The 24,405-nt window shown below is 60.1% G+C and carries 23 protein-coding genes; 17 read left to right on the forward strand and 6 right to left on the reverse strand.

The genetic code is table 11. The features are described from left to right. On the reverse strand, positions 1-816 hold the full coding sequence (locus ABV589_RS15945) for an ABC transporter ATP-binding protein (RefSeq protein ID WP_007963466.1): 816 nt from the start codon (positions 814-816) through the stop codon (positions 1-3). Further along, positions 813-2,411, reverse strand: coding sequence for an ABC transporter permease (locus tag ABV589_RS15950; RefSeq protein ID WP_367082427.1), 1,599 nt, complete (start codon positions 2,409-2,411; stop codon positions 813-815). The genes ABV589_RS15945 and ABV589_RS15950 overlap by 4 nt, the downstream gene beginning before the upstream one ends. 397 nt (positions 2,412-2,808) lie before the next feature. On the opposite strand from ABV589_RS15950, the gene ABV589_RS15955 reads away from it, so the two are divergent. Further along, positions 2,809-3,822, forward strand: a complete 1,014-nt coding sequence (locus ABV589_RS15955; protein WP_367082429.1) for an ABC transporter substrate-binding protein — start codon at positions 2,809-2,811, stop codon at positions 3,820-3,822. A gap of 85 nt (positions 3,823-3,907) precedes the next feature. On the opposite strand, the gene ABV589_RS15960 is transcribed toward ABV589_RS15955, so the two are convergent. Next, positions 3,908-4,828, reverse strand: coding sequence for a LysR family transcriptional regulator (locus ABV589_RS15960; protein WP_367082431.1), 921 nt, complete (start codon positions 4,826-4,828; stop codon positions 3,908-3,910). Between the two features lie 181 nt (positions 4,829-5,009). Here ABV589_RS15960 and ABV589_RS15965 point away from each other — a divergent pair, with 181 nt between their 5' ends. Next, positions 5,010-5,930, forward strand: a complete 921-nt coding sequence (locus ABV589_RS15965) for a TauD/TfdA family dioxygenase (protein ID WP_367082433.1) — start codon at positions 5,010-5,012, stop codon at positions 5,928-5,930. Between the two features lie 107 nt (positions 5,931-6,037). On the opposite strand, the gene ABV589_RS15970 is transcribed toward ABV589_RS15965, so the two are convergent. Both ABV589_RS15970 and ABV589_RS15975 read right to left on the reverse strand, forming a co-directional pair. Next, the gene (locus ABV589_RS15970) at positions 6,038-7,654 is read right to left on the reverse strand and encodes an alkaline phosphatase family protein (RefSeq protein ID WP_367082435.1); all 1,617 of its coding nucleotides are present in this window, start codon (positions 7,652-7,654) and stop codon (positions 6,038-6,040) included. Between the two features lie 213 nt (positions 7,655-7,867). Then, on the reverse strand, positions 7,868-8,812 hold the full coding sequence (locus ABV589_RS15975; RefSeq protein ID WP_367082437.1) for a LysR family transcriptional regulator: 945 nt from the start codon (positions 8,810-8,812) through the stop codon (positions 7,868-7,870). A 165-nt stretch (positions 8,813-8,977) separates the two neighbouring features. On the opposite strand from ABV589_RS15975, the gene ABV589_RS15980 reads away from it, so the two are divergent. From ABV589_RS15980 to ABV589_RS16050, 15 genes are all read left to right on the forward strand, one after another. Continuing rightward, entirely contained in the window at positions 8,978-11,338 is a 2,361-nt protein-coding gene (locus ABV589_RS15980) for a TonB-dependent receptor (protein ID WP_367082439.1), read from the forward strand. Between the two features lie 23 nt (positions 11,339-11,361). Beyond that, entirely contained in the window at positions 11,362-12,705 is a 1,344-nt protein-coding gene (locus tag ABV589_RS15985) for an aryl-sulfate sulfotransferase (protein ID WP_367082441.1), read from the forward strand. 189 nt (positions 12,706-12,894) lie between these two features. Beyond that, on the forward strand, positions 12,895-13,221 hold the full coding sequence (locus ABV589_RS15990; protein WP_007952780.1) for a hypothetical protein: 327 nt from the start codon (positions 12,895-12,897) through the stop codon (positions 13,219-13,221). 162 nt (positions 13,222-13,383) lie between these two features. Beyond that, the gene (locus ABV589_RS15995; RefSeq protein ID WP_007963450.1) at positions 13,384-13,707 is read left to right on the forward strand and encodes a hypothetical protein; all 324 of its coding nucleotides are present in this window, start codon (positions 13,384-13,386) and stop codon (positions 13,705-13,707) included. A gap of 53 nt (positions 13,708-13,760) precedes the next feature. Next, positions 13,761-14,096 carry a hypothetical protein gene (locus ABV589_RS16000; protein WP_007963449.1) on the forward strand — a complete coding sequence of 112 codons (336 nt, stop codon included), beginning with the start codon at positions 13,761-13,763 and terminating at the stop codon, positions 14,094-14,096. A 274-nt stretch (positions 14,097-14,370) separates the two neighbouring features. Then, positions 14,371-15,186: an energy transducer TonB gene (locus ABV589_RS16005; RefSeq protein ID WP_367082443.1), complete on the forward strand. Its 816-nt coding sequence runs from the start codon at positions 14,371-14,373 to the stop codon at positions 15,184-15,186. Positions 15,187-15,230: 44 nt separating this feature from the next. Beyond that, positions 15,231-15,956, forward strand: a complete 726-nt coding sequence (locus ABV589_RS16010; protein ID WP_166221402.1) for a MotA/TolQ/ExbB proton channel family protein — start codon at positions 15,231-15,233, stop codon at positions 15,954-15,956. A gap of 1 nt (position 15,957) precedes the next feature. Then, on the forward strand, positions 15,958-16,359 hold the full coding sequence (locus tag ABV589_RS16015) for a biopolymer transporter ExbD (RefSeq protein ID WP_096797443.1): 402 nt from the start codon (positions 15,958-15,960) through the stop codon (positions 16,357-16,359). Between the two features lie 273 nt (positions 16,360-16,632). Further along, on the forward strand, positions 16,633-17,214 hold the full coding sequence (locus tag ABV589_RS16020) for an alpha/beta hydrolase (RefSeq protein WP_367082445.1): 582 nt from the start codon (positions 16,633-16,635) through the stop codon (positions 17,212-17,214). 56 nt (positions 17,215-17,270) lie between these two features. Next, positions 17,271-18,191, forward strand: coding sequence for a sigma 54-interacting transcriptional regulator (locus tag ABV589_RS16025; protein ID WP_367082447.1), 921 nt, complete (start codon positions 17,271-17,273; stop codon positions 18,189-18,191). Between the two features lie 261 nt (positions 18,192-18,452). After that, positions 18,453-19,250, forward strand: a complete 798-nt coding sequence (locus ABV589_RS16030; protein WP_367082449.1) for a MetQ/NlpA family ABC transporter substrate-binding protein — start codon at positions 18,453-18,455, stop codon at positions 19,248-19,250. A 687-nt stretch (positions 19,251-19,937) separates the two neighbouring features. Further along, a complete protein-coding gene (locus ABV589_RS16035) occupies positions 19,938-20,603 on the forward strand; it encodes an amino acid ABC transporter permease (RefSeq protein WP_367082451.1) in 666 nt (221 codons plus the stop codon). Further along, positions 20,584-21,243 carry an amino acid ABC transporter permease gene (locus ABV589_RS16040; protein WP_367082453.1) on the forward strand — a complete coding sequence of 220 codons (660 nt, stop codon included), beginning with the start codon at positions 20,584-20,586 and terminating at the stop codon, positions 21,241-21,243. The genes ABV589_RS16035 and ABV589_RS16040 overlap by 20 nt, the downstream gene beginning before the upstream one ends. Then, a complete protein-coding gene (locus ABV589_RS16045; protein ID WP_367082455.1) occupies positions 21,240-22,022 on the forward strand; it encodes an amino acid ABC transporter ATP-binding protein in 783 nt (260 codons plus the stop codon). Before ABV589_RS16040 ends, ABV589_RS16045 begins: the two co-directional genes overlap by 4 nt. Beyond that, positions 22,019-22,891: a transporter substrate-binding domain-containing protein gene (locus ABV589_RS16050; RefSeq protein ID WP_367082457.1), complete on the forward strand. Its 873-nt coding sequence runs from the start codon at positions 22,019-22,021 to the stop codon at positions 22,889-22,891. Before ABV589_RS16045 ends, ABV589_RS16050 begins: the two co-directional genes overlap by 4 nt. A gap of 120 nt (positions 22,892-23,011) precedes the next feature. Here ABV589_RS16050 and ABV589_RS16055 read toward each other — a convergent pair whose 3' ends face one another. Next, positions 23,012-24,208, reverse strand: a complete 1,197-nt coding sequence (locus ABV589_RS16055) for an AAA family ATPase (RefSeq protein ID WP_367082459.1) — start codon at positions 24,206-24,208, stop codon at positions 23,012-23,014. Positions 24,209-24,405: the final 197 nt, after the last annotated feature.

Genomic DNA, 24,405 nt, shown 5'->3' on the forward strand with positions numbered 1-24,405 from the left:
TCAATAGGCAATGAACGACAGCGGCAGATCGCGGATCTGCACCGGCAGGCTCGGTTGATAATGGTCGTCACTGGTCAGTTCGTGCAGCAGCTCTTCGCGCAGTTGATGGAAGTCGAAACTGCTGCGCTGACGCGGGTGTGGCAAGGCGATGTCTACCACTTGCTTGATCCGTCCCGGACGCGGCTCCATCACCACCACGCGATCGGCGAGGAAGATCGCTTCTTCGACGTCATGGGTGACGAGGATCGTGGTGATTTTTGCCCGGTCACGGATCGCCAGCAGCTCGTCCTGCATCTGCTGGCGGGTCAGTGCATCGAGCGCGCCGAACGGTTCGTCGAGCAGCAGAATCCGTGGACTGGCGACCAGTCCGCGAGCAATCGCCACGCGCTGGGCCATGCCACCGGAGAGCTGATGCGGATAGGCGCGGGTGAAATCGCGCAGGCCGACCAGATCGATGAAATCGTTGATGCGCTGCTGCTTTTCGGCATTGCTCAGCGGCTCGTTGACCAGGCCCAGACCGATGTTGTCGGCCACGGTCAGCCACGGAAACAGACGGTGCTCCTGAAACACGATGCCACGCTCGCCGCCGATGCCGCTGACGGCTTTGCCATCGACGCTGATCTGCCCGCGAAACTGCGTATCCAGACCCACCAGCAAACGCAGCAAGGTGGATTTGCCGCAACCGCTAGACCCGACGATGGCGACAAATTCGCCCTCGGCGATGTCGAGGTTGAATTCGCGAATCGCCTCCAGTTCGAAACCGTCGACGTCGAAGGATTTGCCTACGTGGGTGAAGCTGACAATCGGTGCGTTCATGCGTGTCTCCAGCGAGTGGCGCGAATTTCCAGGCGTTGGCCGATGAGGTTGAGCAGGGCGCCGGTGAGGCCGACCAGCAGCATCCCGGCCATGATCAGGTCCATGCGCAGCAGTTGTTGGGCGCCGATCATCTGACTGCCGATGCCGCCGTTGGACGGCATGAAATATTCGGCGCCGATGGTGCCGAGCCAGGCGTAGATCAGGCTCAGCCTGAGCCCGGCGAAAATCCCCGGCGCCGCACCCGGCAGCACCAGACGGCGCAGGCGCTGACCGAGGCTCAGGCGCAGCACCTGCGCGGCTTCGTTGAGTTGTGGCGAGAGGTTGGCGACGCTGCGCTGAGTGGCGATGAACAACGGAAAGAACGCGGCGAGGGCGACGAATACCCACTTCGATAATTCACCCAGACCGAACCACGCGGTGAGCAGTGGCACCCAGGCGAAAATCGCAATCTGGCGAATGGCGGCGAGGGTCGGGCCGAGCAGCCGTTCGCTGATCTTCGACAGACCCAGCAGCAAGCCAAGGGTGAAACCGAGGCCGCCACCCAGTAACAGACCGCCAAGGGTACGACCGAGGCTCAGGGCCATGCCGCTGATCAGCGTGCCATCGAGCAGACCGTTTTTTGCCGTTTGCAAGACTGCCAGCGGGCTGACCAGGATATTAGCGTCGATCCATTGCTGATCGCTCGCCACCTGCCACAAACCGATCATGCCCAGTGGCACCAGCCACGGTTGCACTCGCTGCCAGCCTTCATAACGCGGACCACGGCGAATTTCTGCGGTGGCGGGGTGCGGCCAGTGCACCAGTTTGCGGTCGAGCCAACCGATACCGCGATCCATCGCCACGCCGAGCAGACCGATGACAGCGATGCACACGAACACGATGTCGAGCATGAACAGTTGCCGTGCCCAGACCATCAGGTAGCCGATGCCTTCGCTGGACGCCAGCAGCTCCACCGCCAGCAATGAAGTCCAGCCAGCGGCCAGGGCCAGACGCACGCCGGCCATGAACGCCGGCAGCGCGGCCGGCAACACCAGACGCCGGATCAGCAGGTAGGGAGGCAGGCGCAACACGGAGGCGGCTTCGCGCAGTTTCGGCTGCGCATCACGCACACCGACCAGGGTGTGCAGCGTCACCGGCACCACGATGGCCTTGATCAGCACCACCAGTTTCAACACTTCGCCGATGCCGAAAAACACCATGAACAGCGGAATCCACGCCAGTGTCGGCACCTGTGCCAAACCGGCGAACGTCGGGAAAATCAAACGTTCCAGACGCCGACTGAATCCCAGAGCCGCGCCGAGCACCGCCCCCGCCGAAATCCCGGCGAGCAGGCCCCAGAGCAAGCGTTGCAAGCTGATCCACAAATGACTCCACAGTTCGCCATGGGCCAGTTCGATGGCGCTGTTCCACACCAGCGATGGCGCCGGCAGAATCTGTTCGCTCATCCACTGATTGCGCGCGGCCAGCCACCACAGGGCGAACAGACTGATCGGCAGCAGCCAGGGCAGCAGACGTTGATTCAGGCTGGGCCACTGCCGCCGACTTTTCAGTGGCGGCGCGGGCAGCGGCAGGCTGAGCAGGGAATCACGGGCCATGGGTGACCTCCGTTGTCGGGTTGGATCGGGAGCAGGATCAAAAGATCGCAGCCTTCGGCAGCTCCTACAGGGGGACGCGTCCGTGAATTCGCCCCTGTAGGAGCTGCCGAAGGCTGCGATCTCTAGCGGTATTAGCTATAAACAAATTGTTATAAGCGATATCTAAAATATTGAATTTGGAGATAAGCAGCGCCATTTAAGGCTTCCAGCGCATCGCGCATCCAATGCATTCGAAGAATATTTTCGATGCTGTTAATGCATACGCCGCTGCAAGCCACGTGGCTTCTCGCTTAGCGTAAAAAGCTATAAAAATGTGCATTTATAGTATTTAAGCGAAGGTCGTGCTTCGGCCTACTTTCGGTTCCTCAACGCCCGTCGTGATCAAGGAGCCGCACCCATGAACCTTCCCTTCAAACGAGTCTTCAACCTGTTTGCCATCCCGGCGCTGGCGGGCCTGCTGGCGTTCAACGCGCAGGCTGACGAACTCAAGGAAATCAGGATCGCCGTGCCTGACCTGAGCGCTGGCACCCAGCACAGTGGCGGCGGTGTGGTGGACGTGCTGCGTGACCAGCAGATCTTCGAAAAAGCCTTCGCCGATCAGGGCATCAAGATTCAGTGGAGCTTCTTCAAGGGCGCCGGGCCGGTGATCAACGAGGCGTTTGCCAACGGTCAGGTCGATCTGGCGTATCTGGGCGACCTCGCGGCGATCATTGGTAAATCCAACGGTCTCGACACACGTTTGCTCAGCGCCAGTGCGCGTGGGGTGAAGCAATATCTGGGCGTGGTGCCGGGCTCGGGGATCAAGACCCTGCAGGATCTGAAAGGCAAGCGCGTGGCGATCTTCCGTGGCACCGCCACGCAGTTGTCGTTTGATGCGGCGTTGGCCAGTCAAGGCTTGAGCGAGAAGGATCTGAAAGTGATCAATCTCGATTTTAGCGGGGCGGTTGCGGCCTTGGCGGCGAAACAGATCGACGCGTCGTGGGGCAGCTCAGGGCTGACGGCACTGCAAGCCAAGGGGCTGGCTGAATTGCCGCTCAATACCAAGGATCTGGGCGGCGCCGGCAGTGTGCAATCGGTGCTGGTCGGCACCGGCAAGTTTGTCGACGGGCACCCGGAGGTCGTGGCAAAACTGCTCAAGGCGCAGCAGCAGGCCGTGGAATGGCTGACCCAGGACAGCAACAAGGACGCTTACGTGCAACTGGTGTCCGGGCTGGCGAGTTATCCACCGGTGATCCTGACCCAGGACCTGCAGGATCAGAAACTCAGCGAAGTGTTCCCATCGACGCTGGACCCGGTGTTCCTCGGCAAATTGCAGGACTCGGTGGATCTGGCGGCGCAGCAGAAGCTGATTCGCAAGCCGTTCAAGGTCAGCGATTGGGTGGCGCCTGAACTGGCGGCGGCCAAGCTTTAACAGAAAAAGATCGCAGCCTTCGGCAGCTCCTGCAGGGGAATGCGTTCTCCTGCAGGAGCTGCCGAAGGCTGCGATCCTTTGATCTTCAAACCGCGACGCTGATCGCCTGCTTATCCACCGCCACCAACGTCTCGATCATCGCTCGTGCTGCCGGCGACAAACGAAACCCGGTGCGGCTGACGATCCCGCAGCGCGCATTCATGCTCTCCAGATTCTGCGGCAGGTTGCGCCAGTGCAGCAGCGCCAGCGAACCCTGGGCGATGTCCTCGACGAATGCCTCCTCCGTGCCCACGCCAATCGCATTGGATTGCAGCACCACCTTCACCAGCGCCGGGAAATGCTCGGTCTCGATGGTCGGCGAAAAGTCGATCCGGCCGCTGAGGTTCGCCAACAATTTGCGAATCCCCGGCGGGATCAGCGTGGTCGCCAGCGGGTAGTCGAACATGTCATTGGTCGACAGACTTTCCTTGGCCAGCAACGGATGCCCGGGGCGGCAGAAAAACACCCCGCGCTTGGGTGTCAGGGCCTGGGTCTGGAAGTTCGGATCGGCCTCAAAATGGCGGATGTCGGCGATGAAGAATTCGATCTCTTCACGGCTCAGCGCGCGGCTGAGTTTTTCCCAGTTATCCACCTGAAAACAGGTACGCACTTTCGGGTGCGCGTTGATGAATTGCGCCACCGCATCCGGCACCAGTTTCACCGCCGGGGCCGGGCCGCAGCCGAAGTGCAGTTCACCGGCATCGAGCTTGGTCATCTGCGTCACTTCCGCGCTGAGCAACGCTGCGCCCTGCACCAGGGTCAGCGCGTGTTGCAGCACCACCTGGCCTTCGGGCGTGGGGCGCAGATCCTTGTTGCCGCGATCCACCAGCACGCAGCCGAACTCCTGCTCCAGCCCTTGAATGCTGCGGCTGAATGCCGGTTGGGTGATGCCCATGGCGTCCGCCGCACGGACAAAACTGCGGTGTTCGTTGAGGGCGATGAAGTAGCGCAACTGGCGAAGATCCATATGCTTTTCCGGCATCCTAAAAATAGCTCGAAGGCATTTGCGACGAGGGTTGCTTGAGGTTTTAAATGCAAGCTCTTATTCCGTCAACGAAGCATGTGAATATCTATTAGATGTAAATGGAATATAGATAGAGCGATGCTTCGCTGCCGCCCAACCGCAAGCAGTCGATGAGGGTCTACCCATGAGCAATGCCGCACTCGCTGTAAAACCCGCTGTCCACGCGCTGGAAATTCACCCGGTGGCCGGCCGTATCGGCGCCGAGATCCGTGGTGTGCACCTGTCCGGTGAGCTGGATGCCGCCACGGTCGAAGCCATCCAGCAGGCGCTGATTCAGTACAAGGTGGTGTTCTTCCGCGAGCAGACCCAGCTCGACGATCAGCGCCAGGAAGCCTTCGCCCATCTGCTCGGCGAACCTGTGGCGCATCCCACCGTGCCGGTGCGCGAGGGCACGCGTTATCTGCTGGAACTGGACGGTGCCGAGGGCCAGCGCGCCAACTCCTGGCACACCGACGTGACCTTCGTCGACGCCTACCCGAAAGCCTCGATCCTGCGCTCGGTGGTGGCCCCGGCCTTTGGTGGCGACACCCTGTGGGCCAACACGGCGACTGCCTACAACGAACTGCCAACGGAGCTGCGTGAGCTGGCGGACAAACTGGTCGCCGTGCACAGCAACGAGTACGACTACGCTGGGGCCAAGCCGGACGTCTCGGCAGAGAAGCTTGAACGCTATCGCAAGATCTTCACTTCGACTGTTTACGAGACCGAGCACCCGGTGGTCCGCGTGCACCCGATCAGCGGCGAGAAGAGCTTGTTGCTGGGGCACTTCGTCAAACGTATCAAGGGTTATTCGCAAGCCGATTCGGCGCACTTGTTCGGCCTGTTGCAGAGCCATGTGATCCGTCAGGAAAACACCGTGCGCTGGCGCTGGAAGGCGGGCGATGTGGCGATCTGGGATAACCGTTCGACCCAGCATTATGCGATTGATGATTACGGCACTCAGGATCGCATCGTGCGGCGGGTGACGCTCAAGGGGGAGGTGCCGGTTGGGGTGAACGGGCAGCGTAGTCAAACCATTAAAGGCGCGGATATCGTCGGCGTTTGATAAGGCCCCATCGCTGGCAAGCCAGCTCCCACAGAGATTTGTGTCGGACACAAAGGATGTGAACAACGCAAAACCTGTGGGAGCTGGCTTGCCAGCGATGCTTTTAACTACCACACACCGATTTGCACGACCTTCTCGGTCTCCGGCTCGCCATAGCGGAACCGCTGTCCACGCACATCAATCTCCTGATGACTGATCGTGGTCCGCCGCTTCAATCCGCGCACCCATTCAAACAGATACCCCGCATGCTCCTCGCGCACCGCCGCGTACGCCGGATCCTCACCCAGATCGCGCAACTCCTGCGGATCATTCAACAGGTCAAACAGTTGCGGCTGGAAACCGTCGTACGCCAGGTATTTCCAGCGCTCGCTGCGCACCATGGTCATGCGGCAACGGTCGATCGGCTGACCGAGTCGCTCACGCGCAGGCGCCTGGAAGGCGTAGTCGTATTCGCTGATGGCGTAGCGGCGCCAATCGGGATTTTCGCCGTGCAACAGCGGGATCAGCGAGCGTCCTTCCAGCCGATGCTCGGCGCCCGGCAAGCCCAGTGCCTGGAGAAACGTCGGCAACGCATCAATGGTTTCCGCCAACCGCTCATCCACCGTACCCCGGGTGATGTCCGCCGCGGCGCGCGGGTCGCGCACGATCAATGGCACGCCAACCGCTTGCTCCAGCAAAAACTCCTTTTCGCCCAGCCAGTGGTCGCCAAGAAAGTCGCCGTGATCGCTGGTGAACACGATCAACGTGTCATCCCAACGTCCGTTGCTCTGCAGAAAATCGAACAGCCGCCCGAGTTGATCATCCACCTGCTTGATCAGGCCCATGTAGGTGGGGATTACATTCAATCGTACTGAATCACGAGAGAAGTTGAGGCTTTCCTCATGTTGACGAAACGCCGTATATACGGGGTGTTTGCTGGCTTCGGAGGGCGTCGCGCGGACCGCTTCGAGAATCGATTTCGTACTGTACAAGGCGTGGTATGGCGCCGGTACGATATAGGGCCAGTGCGGTTTGATATAAGAGAGGTGTAAACACCACGATTTCTCACCTTGCTCGGTGATGAAGTCGATGGCTCGATTTGTAGTGTAGACAGTCTCTGAGAACTGCTCGGGAATTCGCGCTGGTAAATGGGCATGACGCATGTGCCAGCCGCTGAGGATTTCGCCGTTCTCGCCTTCGGCGGCGTTGGCCCAGTCGTGCCAGGGATTGCGCCCGTCGAAACCCTGCTCGCGCAGGTAATGGGTGTAGGGTGCGGACTCGCGTTTGTCGTCGAACAACGGGTCGTCGGGGAAGATTCCGTCGTGGCGGAAGTACGGTTCGAAACCGACCTCGTTGAGCACCTCGGCCTGCGCGCTGTCCGGGTTGATCGCCAGACGCTGCAAGGCATCGACGTTGGCCGTGGCGTGGGTCTTGCCGACCAGCGCGGTGCGGATGCCGTGGGGGCGCAGGTAGTCGCCGATCGTCAGTTCTTCCAGCGGCAACGGCACGGCGTTCCACGCCACCTGATGGCTGCTGACGTAGCGCCCGGTGTAGGCCGACATCCGCGACGGCCCGCAAATCGTGCCCTGGGTGTAGGCACGGCTGAAGCGCACGCCGGCGGCGGCCAGGCGATCGATGTTCGGCGTGTGCAGATGCGGATGGCCATAGCAGGACAGGTAATCGCGGCGCAGCTGATCGCACATGATGTACAGCACATTGCGCACGGGGTTTTGCGGGTTGGACATGGGGTTCACCGGTCAGAAAGACAGGTGGGGGTTGTCGCTTTCGGCGGGGGTGTTCGGCAAGTGCATTTGGGGAATGGGTTTTATGCAGGGGATGCATCGGTGCCTTTGGCGACGCCTTCGCTGGCAAGCCAGCTCCCACAGGATTTGCGCCGGGCACAAATGATGTGAACACCCGGACTTTGTGGGAGCTGGCTTGCCAGCGATCGCGGCAGCTCAGACAGCTAAATTTTCGAGTGAACAAACCTCCTCACCCACCGCATCAATCGCCTTGATCTGCTCGATCATCGCCTCGGCCAGCGGCGACAACCGATACCCCGCCCGACTGACAATCCCGTAGCGGGTGTACAGCTCTTCCAGATCATCGGCCAACCCTTCGATCCGCAAACATACCAGCTCACCCTTGGCCTGATGCAGCGCATCGGAGTAGGCGCCAACGATCCCGATCGCCTCCGAACGCAGCACCACGCTGAGCAGGCTTGAGCTGTTTTCGCATTCCACATTCGGCGTGAAATCCGGGCGACCGCTGAGGTCGACGATGACCTTGCGCAGGTTCGGCGGGCGAATGCTCACCGCCAGTGGATAACTCATCAGTTGCTCGGCCGAGACGCGTTCAAATGCCGTTAAGGGATGCCCGGCGCGGCAGCAGAAATGCCATTTGCGCGGGCGCAATCGATGGGTCAGGTAATCCGGATCGGCCTCGAAGTGTCGAGTGTCGGCGACGAAGAATTCGAACTCCTCACTGAGCAGGCGTTTGCTCAGGCTCTGCCAGTCATCGACCTGAAATTGCACCCGCGCTTTCGGGTAGCGCCCGATGAACGCGCCGATCGCGCGCGGGATCAATCCGGCTGCCGGCGCCGGGCCGCAACCGAAGCGCAATTCGCCGGCCTCCAGGCCATTGAACTGGCTGATCTCGTTGGCCATCTGCTGCGCGCCGCTGACCAGTCGCCGGGCATGTTCGAGCAGCACCTGGCCTTGCTTGGTCGGTGGCAGTTCCTTGCGCCCGCGATCGATCAACTGGCAGCCAACGCTGTGTTCCAGCGCCTGAATGCTGCGGCTGAACGCCGACTGCGACAGGTTCACCGCCTGCGCGCCAGCGACGAAACTGCGTTGTTCGGCGAGGGCGATGAAGTGTCGAAGTTGGCGCAAGTCGATATGCATTTTTCACATAAAAAATATCCGGGAAATGCATTGGATATGCATTAGGTCGACTCCTTATAAAGGCAATCTCTTATGCAGTAAATATTTGTAAATCCATAAATAAATAACTTAAAAGAATATGCAGCGCTAAAGATGTCTGTGTGTTTTTTGACCAGGAGCCGCGCCATGAGTCCGTTGAACCTTGCGTCACCCTTAACGCCACGACGGCTCAAACGCCTGCCTCTGGCCCTGTTGCTGGCGGGTAGTGCCAGCTGGACTCACAGCTACGCCGCCGACGCCGACACCCCGCCACCAGCGCCCGCCGGCAAACCCGCGGCCAACGGCTCGCAGCTGGAAACCGTGACCGTCACCACCCGCCGTCGCGAAGAAAGTTCGCAAGATGTGCCGACGCCGATGAGCGTGGTCAGCGGCCAGACGCTGGAGACCCAGCGGGTCTACCGGATTCAGGATTTGCAGCAACTGGTGCCGAGCGTCAACGTCGCCTACATGCACGCGCGCCAGTCCAGCGTGTCGATTCGCGGCCTGGGCAACAACCCGGCCAGTGACGGTCTGGAAGGCAGTGTCGGCCTGTACATCGATAACGTGTACCTGGGCCGTCCGGGGATGGCGGTGTTCGACCTGATGGACATCGAACAGCTCGAAGTCCTGCGCGGGCCGCAGGGCACGTTGTTCGGCAAGAACACCACCGCCGGGGTGATCAACATCAGCACCCGCGCACCGACGTTCACCCCTGAACGCAGCATCGAAACCTCGTTCGGCGAGGATGGTTATTTCCAGACCAAGGGCACGATTTCCGGGCCGCTCAACGATCAACTGGCCGGACGCTTTTCGGCCTATCGCACCCGCAGCGACGGCGACATCAAAAACGAATACAACGGCCATGACCTGAACGGTGGCTCGCGCGATGGCTTCCGTGCGCAGTTGCTGTTCAAGCCCAACGAAGACTTCAACCTGCGCTGGATCGGCGACTACAACGAAGAGGATTCCAGCGCCGGCACCCGCGTGCTGTACAACACCGGGCCGACCATCAATGGTGTCAACCTCTACCAATCGCGGGCCAGTGCCGCCGGTGCGACGCTGGTCAATGGCTCGCACCGCAAGGTCAATCTGGACAACGATCAGCACGTTACCGTGCATCAGGGCGGCACGTCGGTGGAGGCCAACTGGACGCTGCCGAGCGATTTCACCCTGACCTCGATCAGCTCCTATCGCTTCTGGAATTTCACCCCGGCCAACGACGACGGTCTCAACGTTGCGGCGACCTACAACGCCGGGGTCTCAGTGGAAGACAAACAGTACTCGCAGGAATTTCGTCTGGCCTCGCCCAAGGGCGAGTTCTTCGATTACGTGGTGGGCGCGTACTACTTCGGCTCGGATCTGGATAACAAATCCTTCGCCTATTACGGCCCGCAGGCCGACATCTGGAACGGCACGCCACGCGGTGCCCTGGCCAACGTCGGCAGCGTCGGCAACGGCCACATCAAGACCGACAGTTTCGCCCTGTTCGCCCAAGGCACCTGGCACCTTACCGAACGCCTGGATTTCACCGCCGGCGTGCGCGGCACCTATGAAGAGAAGAATGCCTGGGTCACCCGCGATGCGCCGGTCGGTGGCGCCACTGTCACCGGCGCAGCGGCCACGGCACGACGCGGACGCACTGGCGCCTACGATTCCGGCGATCTCAACCAGTACAGCTCCAGCCCCTCCGGATTGCTCAACCTCAGCTATCGCATCACCGATGATCTGCTCGGCTATGCCACGCTGTCCCACGGGGAAAAATCCGGTGGGGTGAACCTTGCGGTGGGGTCTGCTCCAACCGCTGGCGCTGACTCGCTGCTGATTGGCACCGAACGTGCGAACAACGCCGAACTCGGTTTCAAAAGCACCCTGTGGGACCGGCGTCTGCGGCTCAATGCCAACGTGTTCTGGACCCAGGTCAACGCCTACCAGACCAACGCTTACGACGACGTCAACCGCGTGCAATACCTGACCAACGCCGGTTCGGTGCGCTCGCGTGGCGTCGAATTTGAAAGCACGGTAATCCCGTTGCGCGGCCTGACCCTGAACTTCAACGGCTCGTACAACGACGTCAGCTACCTCTCGTACAAGGATGCGCCATGCCCACCGGAAATCAGCCAGGCACCGGGCGCGCCGGCCTCTTGCGACCTCAGCGGGCACCAGGTGGTCGGCGCGTCGAAATGGATCGGCAACGCCAACGGCGAATACAAATGGAATCTGGCCAACGGCTTCGAACCCTACGTCACCGCCAGCTACGCGTTCCGCTCGAAAGCGGTGGGCACGGTCGAGGATTCCGACTACGGGCAGATCCCGAGTTATGCGGTGGTCAACCTGTCCACCGGTCTGCGCGGCGATTTCAATCAGGGCCAGTGGGACGTTTCGCTGTGGCTGAAAAACGCCTTCGACAAGACCTATTACACGACCCTGTGGACCGGCGGCAACGGCGGTTATGAAGGCCTGCTCGGTACGCCGCGCACCCTCGGCGTTACCGGTCGCTACGACTTCTGATCTGTCATTCAAGGAGCTGCATCATGTTGCCAGGCAAAACCGCTTTAGCGCTGTTGTTGTCCAGCGTGGTACTCAGTAGCACGGCGTTCGCCGCGCCCAGCGTGTACCCCACCGGCGTTACCCGCTATGACCCGAACAAGGCCTTTAACCAGTACGTGATCTTCAGTGGCGCCGACAAGCAGACGCACCTGATCGACATGAATGGCAATGCAGTGAAGACCTGGCCGCAGGCGGGTTTCCCGTCGGCGATCATCGACCCGCAACTGGTCGGTGGTGAGCGCGGGCATGTGCTGCTGCAACTCAGTGACAAGGAACCGGGCAAGCTCGGCTCGGCCGGCAACGGTCTGGGCAACCAGAGCGTCGGCGAACTGGACTGGAACGGCAAAGTGGTCTGGCAGTGGGGCGACAAGGCGCCCGGCGGTGCGGCGCAACAGCATCATGATCAGCGCCGGTTGAGCAACGGCAACACCGTGGTGCTGGCGAACAAGGTGCACCAGGTCAAAGGCTTCAAAGTGCCCGAGGTGATCGACGATGCGATCTATGAAGTCAGCCCCGACGGGCAGGTGAAATGGCAGTGGCTGGCCTCGGAACACCTGAACGAATTCGGCTTCACCCCGGAGCAATTGAAACTGGTGCGCGCCAGCGACAACCCGGATTACCTGCACATCAACAACCTCAGCGTGGTAGGGCCGAACAAGTGGTTCGACGCCGGTGACAAGCGCTTCAATCCGGACAACCTGCTGCTCGATTCCCGCAACGCCAACTTCATCGCGATCATCGACAAACACAGCGGCAAGGTGGTCTGGCGCCTCGGTCCGAACCTGCCGCTGATCAATCCGAAAACCGCGCAGAAACTGCCGCGACCGGTGGATCAATTCGTCGGCCAGCATGACGCGCACATCATCCCGGCTGGGTTGCCCGGCGCAGGCAACCTGCTGGTATTCGATAACCAGGGTTCGGCGGGGTATCCGAACGTCACCCTCGGGCTGATTTCCGGTTCGCGGGTGCTGGAAATCGACCCGGTTAAAAATGAGATCGTCTGGCAATACAGCGCGGCGAATTCGAAGCAGCCGGGGTGGGCGTTCTACAGCTCGTTCATCAGCAGCGCGCGACGTTTGCCCAACGGCAATACGCTGATCGACGAAGGCATGAACGGACGGTTTTTCCAGGTCACGGCCAGCGGTGAAAACGTCTGGGAATACGTCAGCCCGTATCTGGGCAAGGCGCCGGGCAGCGATGCAATCAGCAACTGGGTCTATCGCGCGTTGCCTGTGAGTTACGATTGGGTGCCGGCGGGTACGCCGCGTTCCGAGACCGCCGTGATTGCCCCGACATCGGCAGTGCAGCAGACCAGCGCCAGTCGTTAGTTAAAAAGGAATTAACGCTCGAATGAATAGCGATAAGTTATGTGCGAGATGAATAGTGCTTATTGCAATTTCGTTGAAAAGTTGCGTGGACAATAAGTGAATGTCCAACCATTCTGAGTGTCGTGAGTTTCCAGGAGGAAACTTGCGATCATCGGAAGACACTTATCCAACGATAAAGGAAATCTCGTTATGTCGAGCATTAATGGCAATTATGTAAACGCTAACGCTGGCGCCAAACTGACGATTACCGATGGCAACGACTCCAACGGCACCTTCAGCGGCAAGTTCAGTCAGAACGGCGTAAACTACGACATCGCTTACGGGCATTACCATTTCCAGAACAGCACCGGGCAGCCTACGATCATCACCTTCGCGGCTCTGAATGACGGCACCGGTTATCAGTCCTGGACGCTGTTCTCGCCGGATCACAACTACTCAAAAGTTCGTGCGGTGGGTTCGCGAACCAACTTTGATGGTGATGTTGTTGGCCTGGCTGGAGAGTTTGTTAAACAGTAATTTTGTGTGACAAAAAAGCCGTTATGCTATTGAGCCTGGCGGCTTTTTTCTTACATGAAATAAGTCATTTTCATGTTGTTTGTGCTTCCTGTGGATGACAGCGCTTGCTGGTGTTTGATTCTAAGCTCGCGGTGGAATTAATCATTCGATCAGGACGCTTACATGCAAAACGCACTTTATTCCAACACACTCGACGGCCCTTCTCTGACCATTGTCGATTCCGATGACCGCACCGGGGTCTTCGGCGGCACGTTGCATCACCAAGGCATCAACTACGGCATCGTCAGTGGCCGTTACGCCAGCCTCAACGGCTACCAGCCGCCAACCGTGGTCACGCTGATTGCCAATAACCAGGATCACGGTTATTTCGCCCTGACCCTGTTCTCGCCAAGTCGCGGCACTCATGAACTGCAGGGGCACTGCGTGCGCGTTACCTATGACGGCGTGGTCAGCAGCCTGCCGGGCGACTTCGTTCGCCATGCATGAGGCGCAGCCAGCGCCGGATTTTTCTCACAAAACATCAAGCAAGGATGCTGCACATGTCCACGATCAACGGCGTTTATCGTCATGAACCTTCAGATACAACCTTGACCCTCGTCGAGGGCGATGACCGCACCGGCAGTTTCACCGGCACGTTGTCCGAGTCCGGCACCGATTATCCGATCGCATTTGGCAATTTTCACTTCAGGCATGGTTTTTCAACAGGCCCGGTCGCCATCTCTTTCAATACGCTGACGGCAGATGGCACGGCGCAAGCCTGGGTGATGTTCTCACCCGATCAGGCTTACACACGCTTGCGGGCACTGGGCAGCGCTGCCGATCTGAGCGGCGATGTCGCGCTGACAGGCCTTGAATTCATCCGACAAAAACCCTGAAAAAGCCCGGATTGAAGGCTTTTCGCATGCCTTCGCCGAATATTTTTCATGCTTGAAAAGCATTGTAAATTTTGACCTCGGCGCCAGCCCTTGCAGGGCGTGGCTTCGGACAGATCATCAAAAATTTTTATTCATAAAAAATCTAAGCACATCGATAAAAGTTACTTTCGGAGATAAGCCATTACTCCAATGATTCACCCAACGACCGGTCGCCCGGGGGATGTTTGCGGCGACCCGTCGGGTACTTCGCAAAGAGACCGCAGGGAGTGAATCAATGGGCAATGTCCAGACCGCCGCCAGTGCACAGGAGGTGCTGTGGCGCCAGGCACCGAGTGGCGAATTGGTCGATCTCGGCCGGCCCCATCGTGTGCCGCTGGGGCAGCTGCGGTTGCAGCGTGTGCCCAAGGGCATTCTGAGCCGCCGTGAAACCATTCTGCTCGGTGTGCTGGCGCTGCTGGTGCACGGCGCGGTGATCTACTGGATCAACCAGCATCCGACGCCGGCATTGCCGATCGTGCCGCCGGAAATTCCACCGATGACCATCGAGTTTTCGCGGCCGGCGCCACCCGCGCCACTAGTGGTCGAACCGCCGCCACCGGCACCGGTCGTTGAGCCACCGCCGCCGGTTGAAGACGAGTTGGCGGTGAAGCCGCCGCCACCCAAACCGATTCCCAAGCCCAAGCCGAAACCGGTGGCCAAACCGGTGCCGAAACCGGCACCCAAAGCCGTTGAACAACCACCTGCGCCGCCGCAACCGGCAGCCCCAGTCGCAGCGCCAGCGCCACCTGCACCACCGGCTCCGGCTCCGGTAACGCCGGCCTCGGCCAACGCCGCGTATTTGAAGAATCCGGCGCCGGAATATCCATCGCTGGCCCAGCGTCGCGGCTGGGAAGGCACGGTGATGCTAAGGGTGCACGTATTGGCCAATGGCAAGCCCGGTGAAATTCAGATTCAGAAAAGCAGTGGTCGGCAGCAACTCGACGATGCAGCACTCAATGCCGTCAAGCAGTGGAGCTTCGTGCCGGCCAAGCAGGGTGATGTCGCCCAGGACGGCTGGGTCAGCGTGCCCATCGATTTCAAGATTCATTAAACCGAAACCTATTCGCGCTAAATGTTTACACGAGGGAACACATCATGACGTTACTGGCCTCTCCACTGGAATCCATCGAAAGTGCGGTGATCTGGCTGCTGGTGGTTTTTTCCGTTGCCACCTGGGGACTGGCGCTGCTCAAGGCTGTGCAGTTCGGTCGTCTGAAGGCGCAGGATCGCAAGTTTCATAAACGTTTCTGGGCGGCGTCGAGTCTGGATTCAGCCGCGGAATTGAGTGAAACCCAGCCCGGCGCTGCCGCCCGGGTAGCACAGGCCGGTTACGCGGCGATCCAGGTGGGTGAGGCGCCGCAGGCCAATGACCTGAGCCAGGCGATCAACCATCAGGATCGATTGGAGCGTGCCTTGCGTCAGCAGATCGTTCGCGAACGCCGTTCGCTGGAAACCGGTCTGGCAGTGGTTGCGAGTATTGGCAGCACCTCGCCGTTCATTGGCCTGTTCGGCACGGTGTGGGGAATCATGGAAGCGCTCAAAGGCATCAGCGCGGCAGGCTCGGCGAGCCTGGAAACAGTCGCCGGTCCGATTGGCGCGGCACTGGTCGCCACCGGTGTGGGGATCGCCGTCGCGGTGCCGGCGGTGCTGGTTTACAACTACTTTTTGCGTCGTCTGAAACTGACGGCGGCGGACCTGGATGACTTCGCCCACGACTTCTACAGCCTGGCGCAAAAGAGCTCGTTCCGCGTGCTGATCCATCCGACGGCGCACAAGGTCGCAGCACCGGGCAACGCGGCAAAAGTGAAGGAGGCGTCCTGATATGGCCTTCTCCACGCAAGACAGCGACGAGGTGCTGAGCGAGATCAACGTGACGCCGCTGGTGGACGTGATGCTGGTGCTGCTGGTGGTGTTTATCGTCACCGCGCCGCTGCTGACCAACGCGATCCCGATCAACCTGCCGAAGACCGAAGCGGTAGCACCGGTCGAGCAGAAAGATCCGCTGGTGGTGAGCATCGACGGCACCGGCAAACTGTTTATCAACAAGGATGAAATCCAGCCGGACTTGCTGGAATTCAACCTCAAGTCGGCCAAGGCCAAGGACCCGGAAGTGCGCGTGCAATTGCAGGCCGACGACGGGGTGAACTACGGCGAGGTGGCGCGGGCCATGGCTTCGATCGAGCGGGCGGGGATTACCAAGTTGTCGGTGATCACTGCGCGGTAACAGGATTTACGTTTTTCCAGGGCCGTCTCCTTGGCAGGGTGCGGCCCTTTTTTTTATCCCGCAAAAACTACCCCCTGTAGGAGCTGCCGAAGGCTGCGATCTTTTGATTTTGATTTTAAGAACAAGAGCAAAAGATCGCAGCCTTCGGCAGCTCCTACACAAAGCCAATCATATTTCTTTTGGGTCTTAATAAATAGCTTCTTATTCCTTAACGAATATAAATCCCGTACCTATACTCGATCAGGAACAGACACGACGCAGGAGAGCTCCCCCATGCGCAACGAATCAATCCGCTATCTGATTGTGCCGGGCTGGCAAGGATCGCCAGAAGATCATTGGCAAACCCACTGGCAAAACAGCCTGCCCAACAGCGCCCGGGTGGAGCAGGCCGACTGGCTGACGCCGCGCCGTGAAGACTGGGTCGCGGCGCTGGCCGAGGCGATTGCTGTCGACAGCACGCCAGTGATCCTGATTGCTCACAGCCTGGGTTGCATCACCGTTGCGCATTGGGCTGCCACCGCGCCCGTGCAGTACCTGCGTCAGGTGCGCGGCGCGTTGCTGGTCGCACCTGCCGATGTCGAGCGTCCGGCCTGCGCGCCGGCACTGCGCAATTTCGCGCCGATCCCGACCGACCTGCTGCCGTTCCCGAGCCAGGTGGTCAGTTCCGACAACGACGCCGCCGTCAGCGCCCCGCGCGCCCTGGAGCTGGCGCGCAACTGGGGCGCCGAAGCGGGAATTCTTGCCGGAGCCGGGCACATCAACGTCAAGTCCGGGCATCAGCGCTGGGAGCAGGGTTTCGCTTATCTGTATCGCCTGCAGAACCGCATGGAACACCACGCCCGGCGTCGCGCTTGAACCTTTTTCTTTTCTGAACGCCCCCGTCTGCCGGCGGTTGTGGGCGGGAGTCTGCCATGAGTTTCGAAACGTTCGGTCAGCCGTTGCTGACCTTTCCCGATGCGGAAAAAAGTCCCCTGAGCATTCGCGCCAAGGCGCTGGTGTTCGTCGATCCCCGTTCCCGCCAGTTGCGCGAGGAACTGGAGCACCTGGCACCGCGTTCGATCTCGGTGTTGATCCGCGGCGAGACCGGCACCGGTAAAGAATTGCTCGCGCGCCACATTCACCGAGCCAGTGACCGCAGCGGTCTGTTCGTCTCGGTCAATTGCGGCGCGATCAGCCCTACCTACGCCGATGCCGAGCTGTTCGGTTATGCCGCCGGCAGTTACACCGGTTCGGCGAGCAGTCGTGCCGGCTGGTTCGGTTCGGCCAATGGCGGCACTTTGTATCTCGACGAAATCGGCGATCTGCCGTTGCCGATCCAGATCAAACTGCTCGCCGCCCTGGAAAACCACGAAGTCACCCGCGTCGGCGCGCATCAGCCAAGCCCGGTGGATGTGCGGCTGGTGGCGGCGACCAGCATCGACCTGGCGCAAGCGGTGGACGCGGGGAAGTTTCACGAACGGCTCTATCATTACCTCAGCGAAGGGCAGCTGGAACTGCCGGCGCTGCGCGAGCGGATCGGCGACATCCTGTCGCTGGCGGAATATTTTCTCGGCATCTACAGCCAGCGCCTCGACCTGCCGGTGCCGTTGATCAGCGAAGCGGCGCAACACCTTCTGGAGCGCCACAGCTGGCCGGGCAACACCCGTGAGCTGGAAAACGTCATTCACTTCGCGCTGCTGGTCAGCACCGGCGACGAAATCCTCCCGGAACACCTGAACCTGCCTCCGACACTGGTGCAGATCGAAAGCCAGATTAAACACATCCTGGAAAATGGCACCGCCACCGATCAGCAGGCGCTAAAGCAGCTACTAAAAAACGCAGGCCTCGTGTAGGAGCTGCCGCAGGCTGCGATCTTTTGATCTTGCTTCCAGACACATTCAACCCGTTGAAAATTAAAAGATCGCAGCCTGCGGCAGCGCCTGCACGTCTATCTCGCGTGTATGAACAAAATGGAATATCAACGTGAATAAACGTTATTGTCCGGGAATAAAAAATCCCGGTATTGTCCGCTTCACGCCAGAGATAGCACTTCACTGGCACTCGTATTAATAGCCGTCGCCATTCGCGACCGTGATTCTCGATAAGGACACTGCATGAAAAAGGTTCTGTTGTTTACCGCATTGGCGGCTGCTCTGACTGCTTCCCTGGCCCAGGCCGGCGAGAAGCTGGTGGTGGCGGCGACTCCGGTACCGCACGCGGAAATTCTTGAGCTGATCAAACCGACCCTGGCCAAAGAGGGCGTGGATCTGGAAATCAAGGTCTTCACCGATTACGTGCAGCCGAACGTGCAAGTGGGCGAGAGGCGCCTGGATGCCAACTACTTCCAGACCAAACCTTACCTGGACAGCTTCAACGCCGGTAAATACAAGGACGACAAGGCCAAGTACCTGGTGACCGTGCAAGGCGTGCACGTTGAACCGTTCGGTGGCTACTCGAGCAAGTACAAGAAACTGGCTGATCTGCCGGACGGCGCGACCATCGCCATTCCGAACGAAGGCAGCAACAGCGGTCGCGCACTGATCCTGCTGCAGAAGGCGGGCCTGATCGAACTGAAAGATCCGAAAAACGCCCTGGCGACCCCGAAAGACATCGCCAAGAACCCGCACAACTTCAAGTTCAAGGAACTGGAATCGGCCCTGCTGCCACGCGTTCTGAAAGAAGTTGATCTGGACATGATCAACACCAACTACGCGCTGGAAGCCAAGCTGAACCCGACCAAGGATGCGCTGGTGATCGAAGGTGCCGATTCGCCTTACGTGAACTTCCTGGTGGCGCGTGAGGACAACAAGAACAGCGACGCCATCCAGAAACTGGCCAAAGCCCTGACCAGCCCGGAAGTCAAAGCGTTCATCGAGAAGAAGTACAACGGCGCGGTATTGCCGGCGTTCTGATCCGACGCGTGAACCACCCCTTCAAGGTATGAAAACGCCGATGGCCAGTGATGGTCATTGGCGTTTTTTTTGTGCTCGATTGGTGGGATCGACATGCCTGTGGCGAGGGAGCTTGCTCCCGCTGGAGGCCGAAGGGCTCCCAATGGCGTGCCCGGTTTACGACTGCTGCGCAGTCGAGCGGGAGCAAGCTCCCTCGCCACAAGATCTAAAGCCAGAAGCAAAAGATCGCAGCCTGCGGCAGCTCCTGCAGGGGAATGCAATTTCCTGTAGGAGCTGCCGCAGGCTGCGATCTTTTGATTTTGATGTGTATAGCTCAGGCCACCTGAGCCTTCAACGCCCGGCGCAACGCCACGAGCAATTTCACGATGTCCTGCGGATCCAGTCGCTGCGGCACTTTTACGTCCATGTTGTCTTCCTTGTAATGGTTTGGCCGGGGGAGTCTGGCCAAAAGCTGTTCGTCCTTGGAGGGCTTTCACGCAAAAAAGATCCTTCCTACAGCGCAAGGGAAAATAGCCTTCTTATTCCTTCCCGGCAAACCCACAAGATAGTTTTTTGGGTGATATCAATATGCTTTAACGGTATTTAAATTCTTGTTTTTATACCTATAAAGTCAGTGCCTGCCGGACAGTTACCCGCTGTCCATGGACTGCATGACCGCCGCTTACCGAGCGACGTCCAGGATGCTTCATGACTTTCGATTACGCATTTATCCTCAGTACCCTGCCGGCCTTTCTCAAGGCCGTGGGCGTGACGCTGCAAGTCGGGTTCATCGCCATCGGCACATCGCTGCTGGTGGCGCTGTTCAACGCAACGATTCTGGTGTTCCGCACGCCTTACCTGCAACGCGCGGTCGGCCTGTATGTCGAGTTGGCGCGCAACACGCCGCTGCTGATCCAGTTGTTCTTCGTCTACTTCGCCTTGCCGGCCATCGGCATCCAGGTGTCCGGCTTCACCGCGGCGATCATCACCATGACTTTTCTCGGCGGCGCCTACCTCACCGAAGTGCTGCGCGCCGGTGTCGACGCCGTGCCACAGGCGCAACTGGAATCGGGGCGCTCCATTGGCCTGTCCCACGGCCAGTTGCTGCGCTACGTGATCCTGCCGCAAGCGGGGATTCTCAGCCTGCCCTCGCTGTTCGCCAATTTCATTTTCCTGCTCAAGGAAACCACCGTGGTCTCGGCGGTGGCGGTGCCGGAAATCCTCTACACCACCAAGAGCTACATCGCGCTCTACTACAAAACCTACGAAATGCTCGCCGTGCTGACGCTGATCTGCGTGCTGCTGTTCTTGCCGCTGTCGTTGCTGCTCAGCCGTCTGGAAAGGAGGCTCCAGCATGGCCAGTTCGGGTCTTGAGCTGCTCTGGGTGTCGTTGCCGCAACTGGCAAAAGGCGCCGGACAAACCCTGTCGATCTCGTTCCTGAGCATCGCCATCAGCACCGTTGGCGGCGTGCTCTACGGCGTGTTGCGCACGCTCAACGTGACGTGGCTGAACGTCATCCTGCGGGTTTATCTGGAACTGTTCCGGGCGATCCCGGTGCTGGTCTGGTTGTACCTGCTGTTTTTCGGCCTGCCGATTTTCTTCGGCCTGAGCATTCCGAGTTTCTGGTGCGCGGTGCTGGTGCTGTCGCTGTGGGGCGCCAGCGAGGTGGGCGAAGTGGCGCGCGGTGCGCTGCATTCGTTGCCGCGCGGGCAGCGTGAGGCGGGGCTGTCGATCGGCCTCAACGCGGCGCAACTCTACGGCTACGTATTGCTGCCGCAGGCGCTGAAACGCATGACGCCGCCGACCATCAACGTCTACACGCGGATCATCAAGACCAGTTCGCTGGCGGTGCTGATCGGCGTGGTCGATGTGATCAAGGTCGGCCAGCAGATCATCGAGCGCACTTACGAATCGGTGCTGATCTACGGCGCGCTGTTCCTGTTTTTCTTTTTCATCTGCTACCCGCTGTCGGCCGCCTCGCGCGTGCTGGAGCGGCGCTGGACGCAAGCATGAGCGCATTGATCGAGTTTCAGGGTTTCAACAAATTCTATGGCGAGCAGCAGGTGCTCAAGGGCATCGACCTGCAAGTGCGCAGCGGCGAAGTGATCGTCATCCTCGGCCCCAGTGGTTGTGGCAAAAGCACGTTGCTGCGTTGCCTCAACGGCCTGGAAAGCGCCCATGGCGGCAGCCTGAAATTTGCCGGGCGCGAGCTGCTGGACAAGGCCACCGACTGGCGCGAAGTGCGTCAGCAGATCGGCATGGTGTTCCAGAGTTATCACCTGTTCCCGCACATGAGCGTGCTCGACAATTTGTTGCTCGGCCCGCTCAAGGTGCAAAAGCGCCAGCGCCGTGAAGCGCAGCAGCAGGCCGAAGCCTTGCTCGAACGGGTGGGCCTGGCGGACAAGCGCGATGCGTTTCCACGCCAGCTCTCCGGCGGCCAGCAGCAACGCATCGCCATCGTCCGCTCGTTGTGCATGAACCCGAGGGTCATGCTCTTCGATGAAGTCACCGCCGCCCTCGACCCGGAGATGGTCAAGGAAGTGCTGCAAGTGATTCAGGGCCTGGCCCGCGAGGGCATGACCCTGCTGATTGTCACTCACGAAATGGCCTTCGCCCGCGCGGTGGCCGACCGCATCGTGTTCATGGACGCCGGGCGCATCCTTGAGCAGAACCCGCCCGAGATTTTCTTTACGAACCCGCAAACCGCACGCGCGCAGCAGTTTCTGGAGAAGTTCTCCTTCGTTGCAACACTGCCTGAAACGAATCCGACAAAGGAACTGGAACCGCTATGAAAACTGCCGCTTTTTTATTGCCTCTGCTCAGCCTTGCCTTGCTTGCCGGTTGCAGCAAAACCGAAGAACCGCCGAAGCCGAAAGTCGCCAGCGCAAGCACCGCGCCAGCCGGTTACCTGGACAAGATCAAGGCCCGCGACAAACTGATTGTCGGCGTGTTCACCGACAAGCCACCGTTCGGTTTCGTCGATGAGGCCGGACGCTACGTCGGTTTCGACACCGACATCGGCCGGCGCTTCGCCAAGGATCTGCTGGGCGACGAGAACAAGGTCGAGTTCGTGGCCGTGGAGCCGGCGAGCCGCATTCCGTTCCTGCAGAGCGACAAGGTCGACCTGATCCTCGCCAACATGACCGTGACCCCGGAGCGCAAGGAAGCGGTGGAATTCACCAACCCGAACCTCAAGGTCGCGGTGCAGGCTCTGGTGCCGCAAAGCAGCGCGGTGAAAAGCCTCGATGACCTGGCCAGCCGCACCACTATCGTTACCACCGGCACCACCGCCGACATCTGGCTGACCAAGAATCATCCGGACTGGAAACTGCTGAAGTTCGAGAAAAACTCCGAGTCGTTGCAAGCTTTGGCCAATGGTCGCGGCGACGCCTACGCGCAGGATAATCTGGTGCTGTTCAGCTGGGCCAAGCAGAACCCGGGCTACCGCGTGCTGGACGAAAAACTCGGCGCCGAAGCACCGATTGCCCCGGCGGTGAAGAAGGGCAACGTCGAGCTGCGTGACTGGGTGAATACCGAGTTGGCCAAGCTGGGTGAAGAGAAGTACCTGCTCAAGCTGTACGACCAATATGTGCGTAAAGAGCTGAGCGATGACACCCAGCCTGAGAGTGTGATTGTCGAGGGTGGCAAGTGGCAGGGGTGATTGGCCGTTAAATCTGCGCTGACCTGAAGGCCCTCTTCGCGAGCAAGCTCGCTCCCACAGGGAGACGCATTCCAACTGTGGGAGCGAGCTTGCTCGCGAAAGAGCTCGTTCAGGTGCCGCTCAATCCGGCCAGTTCCACGCCGGCTCATCGAGCACCCGCTGGCCGACAATCCCGGTCTGTCCCAGCGTCTTCTCCAGCACGATGCAATTGCACTCCGAGTCTTCCTGCAATGCCGAAATCAACCTTCGCGCATGCGACACCACCCACACCTGACACCCCTGCGAAGCGCGAATGATCAAGCGCGCCAGCGCCGGCAACAGATCCGGATGCAGACTGGTTTCCGGTTCGTTGAGCACCATCAATGACGGCGGGCGTGGCGTCAGCAGCGCGGCGATCAGCAACAGATAACGCAGGGTGCCGTCCGATAGCTCCGCCGCCGACAATGGCCGCAGCAACCCCTCCTGAAAGAACTCGATGGCAAAGCGTCCGCCGGCCAGCGGGGCGATGTTCAGCCGTGCGCCGGGAAAGGCATCGCTGATCGCCGCCTGCAATGCCTCGGGGTCACCGATTTCATTGATGGTCTGCAGGGCTGCGGCGAGGTCGCGACCGTCGTGATGCAGCACCGGCGTGCGCGTACCCAATTGCGGCTGGCGCACCGGGGCGTCGGCGTCGCTGCGAAAGTGATCGTAGAAGCGCCAGCGGCGAATGAACTCGCGCATCTGGAACACTTCCGGCGAACTGCGCAGGCTGCCGACCTGATCGAACAGGCTGTCGAAGTTCGGCGTGTGCTGCGCCAGCACGTCCCAACTGCGGCCTTCGCGGGCGCGAATCATCGGGCCGTTGCGATCTACCAGCAGGCTCGCCGGACGATAGAGTGGTCCGGCCCAGATACATTCGCGTTTGATCTGCGGATCGAGGCTGAAGCGCGAGGGGCTGGGATGAGTGTCCCCCGGCAACATGAAGTGTCCGTTGGAATCGGGCAGGCCGAGACTGATGGAGTAGCTGAAATCTTCCCCGGCAAACCCCAGGCGCAGCCTTTTGACGCCCTGACGCACCGTCGGCTCGACCGCCACTTCGCCGTTGCGCATGCGCCGACTGATGGTTTCCGGCCCGGCCCAGAACGTCGAGTCCAGCCCACCCTCGCGGGCCAGCGCGTTGACCACGCCGCCCTGCGCGGTCTCCGCCAGCAGGCGCAAGGCCCGATAGAGGTTGGACTTGCCGCTGCCGTTGGGGCCGGTGATCAGGTTCAGCCGGCCCAGCGGAATCACCAATTTATTGATCGAGCGGTAATTGGCCACCGCGAGGGTCTTGAGCATGGGCGTTTCCTTTGCCGGAGCCGATAGTGTGCCGTGCCCGTACCCCTGTGGCGAGGGAGCTTGCTCCCGCTGGGCTGCGAAGCGGCCCCAAACCCCGATTCGAGAGGTTTGCGCCTGCTTCGCAGTCGAGCGGGAGCAAGCTCCCTCGCCACAGAAATCAATGTGGAAAATGCGTTATTCCCGCGAGCGAAGGTTGA

Origin of the sequence: Pseudomonas sp. HOU2 (genome assembly GCF_040729435.1) — a bacterium.
Classification (GTDB): Bacteria; Pseudomonadota; Gammaproteobacteria; order Pseudomonadales; family Pseudomonadaceae; genus Aquipseudomonas.